Genomic DNA, 12,866 nt, shown 5'->3' with positions numbered 1-12,866 from the left:
GTTTTAGACTTTAATAAATCCTTAAATTTCCCAGTTTATTACTCAGTCTTAAAAATTTGAATTATTTTTGCATATCCTAAAAATTTCACGTTTTGAATTCTAGAGACGAACTTATCTTCAATCCTGCCGATATTGCCGAAACTCTCAGCGAACTTCCAGCTGACGAGCGACTGCTCGCATTTCTGAAGGTTCCGAAAGAATACAAAGCAGAGGTTTTTTCTCATCTTGATCCGGATTTTCAAGAAGATACGATCAGAAGTATCGGAAGCGACGAGGTTTCCGAAATTCTGAACGCCATGACTCCTGATGACAGGACTGCCCTTTTTGAAGACTTTCCTGATGAACTGATTAAGTACTCCATCAATCATCTTAATCCACAGGAAAGGAGAATTGCCTTGAAGCTATTAGGCTATAATTCTGATTCTATCGCCCGTCTGATGACCCCTTATTACATCCAGATCCGTAAAGAATGGAGCGTAAAACGATGTCTTCAACAGATCAAAAAGGTAGGAAAAAGGGTGGAAACCATGAACTACCTGTATGTAGTGGATGAAAGAAACCGCCTGATTGATGACCTTGCTATTGGTACATTATTACTAGAAGAAGAAGATACTTTGGTATCTGATATTACAGATAATCACTTTGTAGCGATTACCACCACCACCTCAAAAGAGGATGCAGTAACGTATTTCGAAAAATATGACCGCGGCGCGTTACCAATTATTACAGAAGCTGGAGTTTTAGTAGGAATTGTAACCATTGATGACATCCTTGACCAGATTGAACAACAAAACACCGAGGATATCCAGAAGTTTGGGGGACTGGAAGCATTAGATCTTCCCTATACTCAAACTTCATGGACTGAAATGATTAAAAAAAGAGCAACCTGGCTGATCATTTTATTTGTTTCTGAAATGCTGACTGCTTCTGCAATGGGATATTTCGATAAAGAAATTGAAAAAGCAGTAGTTCTTGCCCTATTTGTTCCGTTAATTATTTCCAGTGGAGGTAACTCAGGATCACAGGCTGCAACACTGATTATCCGTGCAATGGCCCTTCAGGAGATCAATCTTAAAGACTGGTGGTATGTCATGAGAAAGGAAATCATCTCCGGATTGTGTTTGGGTGCTATTCTGGGACTTATCGGTTTTATCAGAATTATGCTATGGCAGAAAGTTGGCCTTTTTGATTATGGCCAATATTGGGTATATGTAGGACTCAGTGTATCTGTTTCTTTGATTGCGATTGTTCTGTGGGGAACTTTATCAGGTTCTATGATTCCGTTTGTTTTAAAGAAGTTAAAACTAGACCCTGCAACATCCTCTGCTCCATTTGTAGCAACCTTAGTAGATGTTACCGGATTAATCATCTATTTTACAGTAGCCGGATTTTTCTTAACCGGAAAACTTTTGTAATTTTAGGCATCATCTAACATGCCAATATGAAAATCGTTTCACTTGTACCCTCTATTACAGAGGCACTATTCGACTTAGGTCTTACTGAAAATGAAATCGTAGGAAGGACCAAATTCTGTATTCACCCTGAAAATCAAGTAAAAAATGTAACCATTATTGGTGGAACGAAAAATATAAATATTGATAAAATCAAAGCGCTCCAACCTGACTTGATCCTAGCCAATAAAGAAGAAAATATCAAAGAACAGGTAGAAGCTCTCATGGATGACTTCAAAGTCATGGTAACCAATGTGGAAACGATTGAAGATAATTATTACCTGCTCAAAAACCTTGGAAAACTTCTGGGAAAAGAAGAAAGAGCCCAGCTTTTCAATCTAAAAATCTACGAAATCCTTCATCAAACTAAACTTGATGCTCCGGTGAAAGCAGCTTATCTCATCTGGAAAAATCCTTATATGACAGTAGGTTCAGATACATTTATCCATAAAATAATGACCGAAATAGGTTTCGAAAACATTTTCAAAGATAAAATGCGGTATCCGGAAATTACCACTGAAGACCTGAAGAAAGCGGATGTGATCATGCTGTCTTCTGAACCCTTTCCATTTAAAGAAAAACATATTGAAGAACTACGGGCTTTTTATCCTGATAAAAAAATCATAATTGTAGATGGAGAAGCATTTTCATGGTATGGAACACATATTGCAAAATGTGAAAATTATTTTAAAGAACTGCTGACTGAAATTCAAATGATGCAGCAAAGCATAAACTCTAAACTTTAAACATTGAACTTTATATGTCTGGTACTGTTATATTATCTGAAGGAGTAGAATTTGATCATATTATACAGGAAGTCTCAAAGTATATCCATCTTTATGTAATGCCGTTCGGAAAGAAAGAACGAGCCTTTACACGCATCGATAAACGTGAAAACATGTATGGTGGAAACGGAACGGTTCATATGATACAAATGTTTGATCAGAAAGAACTGGCTAATAACCGTTTGGCAGCCTATATGGTTTTATTAAATAAAGGTGATGAATCCGGGTTTCATACTCATCATGAAAGAAACGAAGAAGAATTATACGTTGTAATACATGGAACTGGGGAATATCGGGAAAGAACCGGGACAAAAGGACCGGTCCGTAAAAAAATACTTCAGAAAGGAGATATCACCGCTATCAGATCCATAGGCTATCATTCCATAGAAAATACAGGAAATGAGCCTTTGATTATGTTTGTTATTACCACCAATAATCCATAAAAAAACTCCGGCCATACAAGCCGGAGTCTATATTTTCATTGAAGTTTCAATTACAGAATTTTGGAAACTTCATTACAAAGCCATTCCAGCAATTCACGGTCTTCTGCCGTAAAAGGATTAATGGTGTGAGAATCAATATCAATCTGACCGATGTTTTTCCCGTCTTTAAAGATTGGAACAACAATTTCAGCCTTGGTATCAATTGAACAGCTCAGATAATTACTTTCTTCATGCACATCAGGCACTACAAATGTTTCATTGGAAACCGCTACCTGTCCACAGATACCTTTTCCGTAAGGGATAATGGTATGATCTGTTGGAGCTCCTACGTATGGTCCTAAGATCAATTCATCTTTATCACCATTTTTAAAGTAGAAACCTGTCCAGTTGAAATAAGAAATTTCCTGATCCAGCAGGTGACAAACCTTTTCAAGTTTCTCTTCTGTATTATGTTTTGGACTTTCAAGAATAGAGGAAAGTCTTTTCTTTAATTCTGACATTATATTAATTTTTAAGAGAATTGTTTTAAAGGAAGTTCTTCTTTATATCCGAACATTCCACGCTCTTTGATCATTTCTGCTACACCTTCGGGAACCTGAGATTCCCAACCTTTGATACAGCCTGCTATTTTTCTTAAAATTTCTCTGGAATAAATTTCCAAAAACTCAGGATTGTAGTTTGTAATATCTACAATACGGTTGTTACGCATGAAATATTTATACAATTCCTTAAGGTTTTCTTCTACTTTAAGGTTAGTAGAATCTAATAACTGGTGGGTTTCAGGATCTTTATAAGGATACAGGTATACTCTCATTCCGTTTCGGAAAAACTTACCGAACGCTTCAAGAATTCCTCCCGAAAGATTCTGATAGTATTTTTCATCAAATACCATTAATAGGTTGTTTACCCCCATAGCAACTCCGATATTTCCGCTTGTGTAAGACGCGAAATAATCAATCAGTCTATAATATTCTGAGAAGTTTGAAATAATAACAGTATATCCTAATTTGCCTAGAATATCTACTCTATCCAGGAAGTCTCTTTCATCAATATCTCCATCTGCTCTCAGATTGGAAATGGTAATTTCAATAAGGACTTCTGTTTCTTCATGGGTACAGATTGCATCTTTCAGGAACATATCCATTCCGTTCTGAAGCATATCAATGTTCACCTTTGTTACAGGTCTGAAACTTCCTCTTACCGCAAAGATATTTTTCTTGTACAATACATCTGCGGGAAGCATATTGTTCCCTTGAGAATTGAAGATCACCGCATCAGTCATTCCGTTCTTCACCAACTGAAGAGACATCAATCTATTATCAACGTAAGAAAAAGCAGGTCCGCTGAAATCGATCATATCAATTTCAAGGTTGTCTTTTGCTACATCGTCGTATAAAGATTCTACTAAAGTTCTTGGATTGTCAAAGTAATTAAAAGCTCCGAAAATAAGGTTTACCCCTAGATTACCCAGTGTTTCCTGCTGAAGAGTAGCATCATTCTCATTGAATTTCACGTGAATGACAATCTCGTTGTAATCTTCATTTTCTTTAGTCTGAAAACGGATTCCCACCCAACCGTGGCCTTTTACTGTCTTGTCGAAGTTGATGGTGGTTACTGTATTGGCATAGGAAAAGAACTTTCTGTCCGGATTGTTATCTCTTGAAATTCTCTCTTCGATCAATGCTACTTCATACCGGAGCATTTTGCGAAGTCTGTTCTGGGTAACATACCTGTTTTTTACTTCTTTTCCGTAGATGGCATCACTAAAATCTTTGTCATAAGCAGACATCGCTTTAGCAATCGTACCGGAAGCTCCCCCTGCTCTAAAAAAGTGACGAACAGTCTCCTGCCCTGCTCCAATTTCTGCGAAAGTACCATAAATAGTAGGATCTAGATTAATTGTTAATGCTTTTTGTTTAGGAGTTAGTTTCTGATACATTAGGACATTAAATTTTTTGTAAATTTACCAAAATTAAACCAACCTCAAAACAAAATGAAGTTGAAATTTTTAGGAACCGGTACTTCCCAGGGTGTGCCCGTTATTGGCTGCACCTGCGAGGTGTGTATTTCCGAAAATCCAAAAGACAAACGTCTGCGCTCTTCCGTCATGGTAACAACGGATGAAAATAAAAAAATACTTATCGACTGTGGTCCAGACTTTCGGCAGCAAATGCTTACCAACCACGAACATACTGTAGATCTGGCGTTGATTACCCATGAGCATAATGACCATGTCATCGGTCTTGATGATATGCGCCCGCTTATTTTTAAAAGTGGAAAAGATGTACCACTCTACTGTTATTCGAGGGTAGCCCACGAAATTAAGAACCGCTTTCCTTATGCTTTTGCCGATGTAAGGTATCCCGGCGCTCCTGCTTTTGAGCTGCATGAAATTGAAAACAAACCATTCCAGGTTTTGGATACGGAAGTCACCCCTATTGAAGTGATCCATTTTAAAATAAGTGTCTTCGGATATAAATTTAAAAATCTGGCCTATATTACCGATGCAGGTTTTATTTCTGATACGGAAAAGGAAAAATTAAAGAATCTTGATGTTCTGATTTTAAACTGTATCAGGAAATTTGATCCACATCCGGCTCATTTTATCCTTCCCGATGTGATCAAACTGTTTGAAGAGCTAAAACCTAAAAAATTATTTTTAACTCATATCAGTCATCATTTAGGTGTGCATGATATTGAAGATAAACTACTTCCAGCCGGAATGCACCTTGCCTACGATGGTTTGGAAATCAATTTTTAAAACTTTTTTTCCAAAAAGCTTTTGAACATTGAAAAAAGTTCCTATATTTGCACACCAATTTGAAACAAACAACATGTTTGAAGTAAACATCAAGCCCAGGTGGCGGAATTGGTAGACGCGCTGGTCTCAAACACCAGTTCTTAGGAGTACCGGTTCGATCCCGGTCCTGGGTACAAAAAACCTCTGAAATCATTTGATTTTCAGAGGTTTTTGATTTTTAGTATCAGGAAACTGTTAAGTTCAAAAAAAAGACTGCCCTTTTAAGACAGTCTCATTTCAATAATTATCTACTTATTTGTCATGAATTTTCTTCCTTAAAGTATCAATCCCAAATCCTGTACATCCCTGAAACAAAAACAAGGTTAAAAACATCAGGTATAATGCCTGAGGCAGATAAAGGAAGTAGCTCAGCCATGTAAAAGGGTCCATTTCATATATTCCTGTTTCCGGCTTAATAGGATTCAGATCTTTAGGAATTGAATTCAGATCATGCGTGAATAAGGCCACTAATATAATAATGATTAAAAACACGGAACTTATTCGTGTCCAAAAACCCAGCATTAAAAATAGACCGAATATGCATTCACAAAAAGCTGTAAAATTGGCAGTAAACTGCGGGAAAGGAAATCCTATATTACTAATCGTATTCAACATATATCCTTGGAAAATAGGATGAAACAGCTTATTAAATCCTGCAATAAAGAAGAACAGGCCAATTAAAATCCTGCATATGATATAGATATTGGTACTGTTTTTTTCAAAGTTTGATATTATTTTTTTCATTTTAAAATTCTTTTTTGATTTCCTCATCATGGATATATGACTTTACCATGATCTTTAGAAAGTCATGTATTCCTGAATGAGATGATTATTGTATTGTCTGGAAAAATTATACTGTATAAGATACTTGCAATGGTACCTTATAAACAAAGTTAAATTTTAGGGGGAATCCAGATAGAATTAAAAAATGAACAATAAGGTAGATCATTGTACAAAAAGAATCGATCTTTGGATTCTTTACCCATAAATTTTTCAAATCCAAAAGAAGGAAAAGAAGCCGTAAAGAGTGAAAAATTTGAACAATAATTATTATTGCATTTTATCGGAGTTTTATTATTTTCTTCAAGATAAATCCTGTTACATTTCTGCTGAGAACCTGTTTGAAAACGTTGAAAAATATTTAAATCTATTGTGAAGCGTTTACTATCATCTGCTTTAAGAATAAACAAATGGGATAGTATTAAAAATAGACCTGCTATTTTTATATAGTACGATAAATCAGTGTATTTATAGGTAACCCGTCTTTCCACTGACACAAATATAGTAAAATATTAATGCCTGGTTTTTACAGATCAAGGTGACTTTCATCGTATCCGTTATTTGATTTCTTTTGTCATCATCATATTATTGTATCTTTAGGATCGTTTTAACACCAACACAGATCATAGTATGAAATATTTCGTTTCATTTATTTTTCTTTTATTCGCCATTGTCTGCAACAGTCAGAAAAAAACAAATTCCAATCATTCTGTAGAAAAAATCATCATTACAAAGAATGACTGCATGACTGGGGACTGTCCTACATATACGATCATTATTCATAAAAATGGGAAAGTTGAGCTGAATGCCCGAAGAAATATACCCAAGAACATGAATGGCGATTACACCTCAACGTTAGGTTACCTAGACTGGGAAGTGATCACTCACATGGATTTTACTACGCTAAAGAAGACTTATGGAAACATTCAGTATGCTGACTTTCCTTCCACCGATCTTGAAATTTATTTTTCTAAAGGAAAACCTAAAAAAGTACACGATCATGATAATCACGGTACTCCTGAGCTGATAAAACTATATGAACATATAGACCTTCTCTTCATTAAACTGCGCTGGAAAAAAGTAAAAAGGTGAATACAATCTTAGCTTTTCCTAAAAATAATTATATAAAAAAATTCCTGAGAATTACATCAGGAATTTCAAAGTCTTGTCTCATTAAAAAATCATCATTTGTGTTTCAGATCTTTAAAAGCGCAGAGATTAAGAACAGGAAATAAAGCAAACAGTACCATTAACACCTTATCTACTCTATTAAAAAAACATTCCTATTCTTAAAACTCTGCTTGATACTACACTTCTAAAAAATCCTGTTAATGTTCTTATTTTATATCGTCATTTTAAGTATAAGGCGGGAACTGGGGTTAGAAAGTAAAGATTACTTATTCATTTTGTGTTTTTTTTTATTGTTCCCGCCTAGAACCAACTCATATTGTTTCTATAATTAAGGACAAGCGATTACTCCACTTGTATTAAGACCTCCATCATTACCTACTGTAATTCTATGACAACCTCCATTATTATCTTTGATAATAAGTCCATTAGAAGAATTACTGATGTAAATATCTCCATCTACATGAAGTTTAGATTTCGGGACGTGTACTCCAATTCCTACATTTCTGTTGGTTGTAGGATCTGTAATAATCATGACCTCCTTACTTCTGTCATCTATACCTGTAGGATGTCCTCCTGTGTAAAAAGAGATTCCTTTGACTTCAGCATCCAGGATATAACTCATTCCACCTGCTGATTTTCCAGCCTCTGCATCTTCTATACTTGCAGCAAAGGCATAGTTTCCCATTACACTCCCCGAGCCATTTATGTTCGTAATGACCATATTATTACTGAACGCTGCATTTCCGAATCCGGCCGAATGAGCAATAAATATGGAAGGATTGGAGCCATCTTTTTGCCCTGTTCCAACAAAAAACCTTGAAGTCTGAAGATTTTCCCCTTCTACTCTCACCTGACGTGGATTGGGAAGAATAGTCATCACTTTCTTATTATTGGTTCTGAAATTAAATGCGACATTATTATTAGTTCCGACGGTCATTACAGAGCTTCCTGTATCATTTCCCTTTGTTCCCCATGCATCAGAAGGCATAAATACTTCCTGCGTCCAGCTGACGCCATCATAACCAAAAAAGCCTTGTTGGTCTGTATTGTATATGATAAGTCCTACTGTAGGATTTTTAACCTCACTCATCTGTACATTACTCATTCTGGGGAATAAAACCCCTTTATTGGTACTGCTTATTTCCAACATAGCATTTGTATCTGGATTTTGAATGCCAATGCCTATCTGTCCTGCTGCCAAGCCACTCCAAAAGAGGCCTATCAGTAATACTATTGTTTTCATTGTTTATCTATTTTAAGGACATGTAACACTTGCGGTACCTAAAGTTCCAGTATTGCTAACCGTAACTTTATAACAGCTTCCATTCGGTGATTTCATAATAACTCCTGATCCTACATTTGAAATATAAATATCTCCGCCTGCTACATTAAGTTTGGCTTTAGGAAGTGCAGGTACTGAAGTGCTGGGAACAAAACTCGGATAGCCGATATAAACATTTCTATTACCATTCCCGCCAATAATCATTGCATCTTTTGAGGTATCAGATTGTATGGAAGGATGCCCGCCAGTATAAAAAACCAATCCTTCATCATAGCCGCTAGATGCTACTTTTATGTATGCCATCCCTCCTGCAGAATTACCGCTATCTGCATTTCCTGCATTTGCTGCAAATGAATAATTTCCTAAAACCCGGGAAGAACCTGCAGAAAAATTACCTGTTATAATATTGACAGGATAAGCTGCTCCGGGACCACTATCTATTGCAGTCACAATTCCGGGATTGGCTGTTCCGGCATTCGATCTGTTTACAAACAGCCTGGGAGCACTAAAATTAGTTCCGTCAAGCCTTACCTGGCCTGTTTTCGTAATATATACAGCTGTCTGACCATTGGCTCTAAGGGTAAAATCTTGGTTATTAATCGTTCCTAAAAAATCAGTTGAAGGATTGGTATTGGAATTCCCATTCAGAGTCCATTTCAAATTTCCGAAAACGTCTTGTCCCCACTGAGAGCCATTATAACCAGAAAACTTATTAATGGGAGCCGTTTCATAAATCAATAACCCGTTTGCAGGATTGCTTATTGTATTTCGTTGTACTGTTGTCAAACGTGGCAAAAGAACACCTTTAGCTGTAGAACTCACCTCTAGCATCGAAGAGGGATCAGGAGAAGCAGTATTAATACCAACCTGCGCATTTAAAGTTCCAGTCATCAGCAAACACCACCCGGCAACATTATATAGTATTTTTTGTGTTTTTATCATATCATTTATTATGTTTTTAGTTTTTGGAGTTATCCTTAAATATGTCTCGATGGCACTTCAGCTAACATTCAAATTAAGAATAACACATTCCCCATTGTTATGAAAAAAGTGATCAGGGTTATTGTTGTATATCATCAGATTGTATGTTTTTTTACACGTGATTATATCTAAAAAAGATATCATCTCATGCTGAAATTCCGATGAAAAGAAAATCTGTAAAATGATTCCTTAGAGAGAAAATTCTCCATAGGAAAAAAAGAAATCGTTCATAATTTTTTTTGTGTTTTTAAAGAAAATTAACTCAATCATTGTGATGACAAAATTATTGTTCGTAGACAGAAAAAAAAATGACAGATATCTGTCATTTTTCATTAAATTTATTTTATAAAAACATAAAAAATTCAAACTTATAGCCATTCAAGAGGGAAATTTTATGAACAAAAGAGATGCGTAATCACAAACAAAACTGATTATCAATCATTTATAAATACACTCATAAAATAGTGACCGTGGCTATTACTTTGTTAAAAATTAAAACACAATGGAAAATAAAATCGTCCCAATTGACCGAGATCAGTTTTATAATTATTTTTTTCTTAATAAAGACAAAGAAATTACTGATTACCTTTCCTTTTACTCAACTACCATTGAAAGCATTAAGAACCTCTCAATCAGTCCTTACTTTTGGTTTATTACGCATAATACAGAAATGAAAACCAAAATTTTAAGTGATAATATAGAACATTTCACCCCTTTTAACAAAGAAGAATGGCTGGATTCGGATACTGATTTTTTTATCAATCTTTTTCATCCTGAAGACCGGTTTCATCTTATGGGAGCTTTTGAATTTTCAGCTAGGATGATCTTTATGATGGATGAAGACAAGAAAAAACACATTCGTTTCAATTTCTATGGGAGAATGCTGGATAAAAATAACAATTACCGCTGGATACTTCTTCAATCCCCTCTACAATACAGAAATATTAATAACGAAATAGAAAGTTCGCTGGTTGTTATTTATGATCTTTCTCATTTCCATATTCATAATCAACCCTTATTATCCATTATGGACTTTAGTAATAATGAGGTGCAATATTTTAAACATATCGAACAAAATATTAAACAGATTGAAGTGGAAAAACCTGTTATCACAAAACGGGAAAAAGAAATTCTGAGATTAATGGCAACAGGACTTAATTCTCCTGAAATAGCCTCTTCACTTTTTATTTCTTATCATACAGTAGAGAATCATAAAAGAAATTTACGCAGAAAAACGAATACCAAAACGTCTTCAGAGCTTATTGCTTTTACGATGACACACAGCCTTTTACTTATTTAACGATGCCCTTGTTGGGATTGATACTTAAAAATGATTTTCGGTTCTCTAAAAATAACAGATATCTGTCATTTTATATCTGTTATTTTCTTTGGAAATTGCATCCATGATCTATTCAGCCAGAATAGATAGATAATAAACAACCTCAATTATAGTATGAAGTATATCGTTTCATTAATCTTTATTTTATTGATTAATGCTTGTAACAGTCATAAAAATATGAATTTCTCTTCTGCAGCAGAGAAAATAACCATCACTAAAAATCCATGTTATGGATATTGTCCGGAATACACCTTTGTTATTCAAAATAATAAAACAGTTCTGCTAAATGCCAGAGGTAATATGAAAAACAATTTAAAGGGTAGTTATAGTGCTGTCATAACAAAAGATAAACTAGATGCTATCAAGGCTTTAGATTTCACATCAATGAAAGATTCTTATGGAGATCATGGGATTTCCGACCTGCCATCTACTAATATTGAAGTTAGTTTTTCAGGTAAAAAACCAAAGAAAATATATGATTATGGCAACCATGGAACTCCTGAACTTGAAAAATTGTATCAGCAGATAGACCAACTTATTGATACGTTACCATGGGTAAAAATTAAATAACCTGGGCTCAGGATAAGGAAGATAAGGATGAATGACTAAAAGAATGAAGCTAGATGGACCATACCACTGCTGGAGAGAGTCATAAATACGGTCTAAAAACGTGAATACAAAGTAATTGTTATCCTTTATAACTTCCATATTCTAGCTTTTTCAAAGTGTACTGTTCAGGGATGAAGAAATATTGCATGTTTTTATGATCAAATTTTTTATATCGATTTTCTACTTTTCCCTAAAAAATATGGATATTCTGACCTGAAATCAAGCCCTTGACATTTAATAATATCAAGGGTTTATTTTTAAAATGGACTTTAGAATATACCATTATTCCAATCTGAATATCATTTTTCCTTCATAAAAGCTATTTTGATGAAATGATATTCGAAATGCTCTCAGAAGTGAGCATAAATTCTTTGGAAGGGAAATTCTTATAAGACATTTGTTCAGTTTCATACCTAGTTTCTTTGCCTAATCCTACCTGAAATGAAGTTACCTTTTCATCATATCTGTTTCTATTGGTATCGATAAGCATTTCACGATCTGTAATAAGCCGGCTTTCAACATTAGTATGTTTTGTATATTTAAAAATACCTTTATTGGCAGACACCAGTTTTTTTTCTATTTCCAGATCACCTTCTGTGGATTCTTTTAAAAGATTCTGTAATATCCCTGCTTTATTATAGGTGAATTTCACATTCCATTTGTCAAGATAATCACTGGCCTGGCTTCTGTAAGATTCCATATAGCCTTTGATTATGCTGAAATCCTTATGTTTATATTTTCCATAGGATGCAATGTATTTTAAATCCTCAAGGTTGTATCCTGTCAGAAAATCCTCCAGAAAATCGATCAGATCAGTAATATTCAGATCTTCACCAACATTTTTCCGCAAGTATTTATAGTAGGAGTCATTGAGATAAAAAATATCTTTGTTCCCAATTATTATTTTTCTTTCTTTATCATCAAAAGCAATGGTAAGTTTGGTATCGTAACCTTCATTTTTATAATTCAGCAAAAGTAATTTCTGATTTTTTGTTAAGGTACAGATATTGGGTATTTTCTTTTCTGACAGCTGGGAATCATTAAAATCATAAAAAGCTATGCTGTCTTTTTTAGGGTTTGAGATATAAATAAGATGGTTCAGACTTACCTGATCATCTTTACTGATTTTTCTGTCATCAACATATTCTCCCTTATCGATAGTTTTGTTGACAATCTGCGTTATTGAATAGGATTTAGGTACCTGGGCACAGGCATTGACGTGAAATATCCCAAGGATAAGCAATATATATGCTAAATTTCTCATT

13 protein-coding genes and 1 tRNA gene are annotated in these 12,866 nt (G+C 34.7%); 8 read left to right on the top strand and 6 right to left on the bottom strand.

Translation table 11 applies throughout. From position 1 onward, the window contains the following. The first annotated feature begins 92 nt into the window (after positions 1–92). The 3 genes from mgtE to AC3HD6_RS15870 are packed head-to-tail and all read left to right on the top strand — an operon-like array spanning position 93 to position 2,679. Positions 93–1,415 (top strand): magnesium transporter, encoded by a 1,323-nt coding sequence (gene mgtE / locus AC3HD6_RS15880; RefSeq protein ID WP_068942060.1) that lies wholly within the window; start codon positions 93–95, stop codon positions 1,413–1,415. Positions 1,416–1,441: 26 nt separating this feature from the next. Next, positions 1,442–2,197 carry an ABC transporter substrate-binding protein gene (locus AC3HD6_RS15875; protein ID WP_488897216.1) on the top strand — a complete coding sequence of 252 codons (756 nt, stop codon included), beginning with the start codon at positions 1,442–1,444 and terminating at the stop codon, positions 2,195–2,197. 14 nt (positions 2,198–2,211) lie between these two features. After that, positions 2,212–2,679, top strand: coding sequence for a cupin domain-containing protein (locus AC3HD6_RS15870; protein ID WP_488897215.1), 468 nt, complete (start codon positions 2,212–2,214; stop codon positions 2,677–2,679). A gap of 50 nt (positions 2,680–2,729) precedes the next feature. Here the strand turns inward: AC3HD6_RS15870 and AC3HD6_RS15865 are convergent, their stop codons facing one another. Both AC3HD6_RS15865 and AC3HD6_RS15860 read right to left on the bottom strand, forming a co-directional pair. After that, positions 2,730–3,179 (bottom strand): GAF domain-containing protein, encoded by a 450-nt coding sequence (locus AC3HD6_RS15865; protein ID WP_045494431.1) that lies wholly within the window; start codon positions 3,177–3,179, stop codon positions 2,730–2,732. Between the two features lie 11 nt (positions 3,180–3,190). Next, positions 3,191–4,618, bottom strand: coding sequence for a TonB-dependent receptor (locus AC3HD6_RS15860; RefSeq protein WP_488897214.1), 1,428 nt, complete (start codon positions 4,616–4,618; stop codon positions 3,191–3,193). 54 nt (positions 4,619–4,672) lie between these two features. Here AC3HD6_RS15860 and AC3HD6_RS15855 point away from each other — a divergent pair, with 54 nt between their 5' ends. Together AC3HD6_RS15855 and AC3HD6_RS15850 are read left to right on the top strand one after the other, a co-directional pair. Beyond that, complete coding sequence (locus AC3HD6_RS15855; RefSeq protein WP_488897213.1) at positions 4,673–5,440, top strand: MBL fold metallo-hydrolase; 768 nt, start codon at positions 4,673–4,675, stop codon at positions 5,438–5,440. Between the two features lie 93 nt (positions 5,441–5,533). Beyond that, positions 5,534–5,613: transfer RNA gene (locus AC3HD6_RS15850), tRNA-Leu, on the top strand. A gap of 118 nt (positions 5,614–5,731) precedes the next feature. Here AC3HD6_RS15850 and AC3HD6_RS15845 read toward each other — a convergent pair. Further along, complete coding sequence (locus AC3HD6_RS15845; RefSeq protein WP_488897212.1) at positions 5,732–6,223, bottom strand: DoxX family protein; 492 nt, start codon at positions 6,221–6,223, stop codon at positions 5,732–5,734. A gap of 666 nt (positions 6,224–6,889) precedes the next feature. Between AC3HD6_RS15845 and AC3HD6_RS15840 the strand changes: the two genes are divergently transcribed. Then, on the top strand, positions 6,890–7,351 hold the full coding sequence (locus AC3HD6_RS15840) for a DUF6438 domain-containing protein (protein WP_488897211.1): 462 nt from the start codon (positions 6,890–6,892) through the stop codon (positions 7,349–7,351). A 367-nt stretch (positions 7,352–7,718) separates the two neighbouring features. Here the strand turns inward: AC3HD6_RS15840 and AC3HD6_RS15835 are convergent, their stop codons facing one another. Next, positions 7,719–8,633, bottom strand: coding sequence for a hypothetical protein (locus AC3HD6_RS15835; RefSeq protein WP_488897210.1), 915 nt, complete (start codon positions 8,631–8,633; stop codon positions 7,719–7,721). A 12-nt stretch (positions 8,634–8,645) separates the two neighbouring features. After that, positions 8,646–9,614, bottom strand: coding sequence for a hypothetical protein (locus AC3HD6_RS15830; RefSeq protein WP_488897209.1), 969 nt, complete (start codon positions 9,612–9,614; stop codon positions 8,646–8,648). Between the two features lie 541 nt (positions 9,615–10,155). Here AC3HD6_RS15830 and AC3HD6_RS15825 point away from each other — a divergent pair. After that, positions 10,156–10,953: a LuxR C-terminal-related transcriptional regulator gene (locus AC3HD6_RS15825; protein ID WP_488897208.1), complete on the top strand. Its 798-nt coding sequence runs from the start codon at positions 10,156–10,158 to the stop codon at positions 10,951–10,953. A gap of 153 nt (positions 10,954–11,106) precedes the next feature. Next, entirely contained in the window at positions 11,107–11,562 is a 456-nt protein-coding gene (locus AC3HD6_RS15820; protein ID WP_488897207.1) for a DUF6438 domain-containing protein, read from the top strand. A gap of 358 nt (positions 11,563–11,920) precedes the next feature. On the opposite strand, the gene AC3HD6_RS15815 is transcribed toward AC3HD6_RS15820, so the two are convergent. Next, the gene (locus tag AC3HD6_RS15815; protein ID WP_488897206.1) at positions 11,921–12,865 is read right to left on the bottom strand and encodes a hypothetical protein; all 945 of its coding nucleotides are present in this window, start codon (positions 12,863–12,865) and stop codon (positions 11,921–11,923) included. Position 12,866: the final 1 nt, after the last annotated feature.

Source organism: Chryseobacterium sp. II3a, from assembly GCF_057815135.1.
The sequence above is the reverse complement of the archived record's forward strand: the minus strand, read 5'-3'. Positions and strand labels throughout refer to the sequence as shown.

Coding starts and splice junctions, on each gene's coding strand:
- AC3HD6_RS15860 (WP_488897214.1), bottom strand. CDS start 4,618: ATGTATCAGAAACTAACTCCTAAACAAAAAGCATTAACAATTAATCTA.
- AC3HD6_RS15815 (WP_488897206.1), bottom strand. CDS start 12,865: ATGAGAAATTTAGCATATATATTGCTTATCCTTGGGATATTTCACGTC.
- AC3HD6_RS15855 (WP_488897213.1), top strand. CDS start 4,673: ATGAAGTTGAAATTTTTAGGAACCGGTACTTCCCAGGGTGTGCCCGTT.
- AC3HD6_RS15870 (WP_488897215.1), top strand. CDS start 2,212: ATGTCTGGTACTGTTATATTATCTGAAGGAGTAGAATTTGATCATATT.
- AC3HD6_RS15840 (WP_488897211.1), top strand. CDS start 6,890: ATGAAATATTTCGTTTCATTTATTTTTCTTTTATTCGCCATTGTCTGC.
- AC3HD6_RS15830 (WP_488897209.1), bottom strand. CDS start 9,614: ATGATAAAAACACAAAAAATACTATATAATGTTGCCGGGTGGTGTTTG.
- AC3HD6_RS15845 (WP_488897212.1), bottom strand. CDS start 6,223: ATGAAAAAAATAATATCAAACTTTGAAAAAAACAGTACCAATATCTAT.
- AC3HD6_RS15835 (WP_488897210.1), bottom strand. CDS start 8,633: ATGAAAACAATAGTATTACTGATAGGCCTCTTTTGGAGTGGCTTGGCA.
- AC3HD6_RS15875 (WP_488897216.1), top strand. CDS start 1,442: ATGAAAATCGTTTCACTTGTACCCTCTATTACAGAGGCACTATTCGAC.
- AC3HD6_RS15825 (WP_488897208.1), top strand. CDS start 10,156: ATGGAAAATAAAATCGTCCCAATTGACCGAGATCAGTTTTATAATTAT.
- AC3HD6_RS15820 (WP_488897207.1), top strand. CDS start 11,107: ATGAAGTATATCGTTTCATTAATCTTTATTTTATTGATTAATGCTTGT.
- AC3HD6_RS15865 (WP_045494431.1), bottom strand. CDS start 3,179: ATGTCAGAATTAAAGAAAAGACTTTCCTCTATTCTTGAAAGTCCAAAA.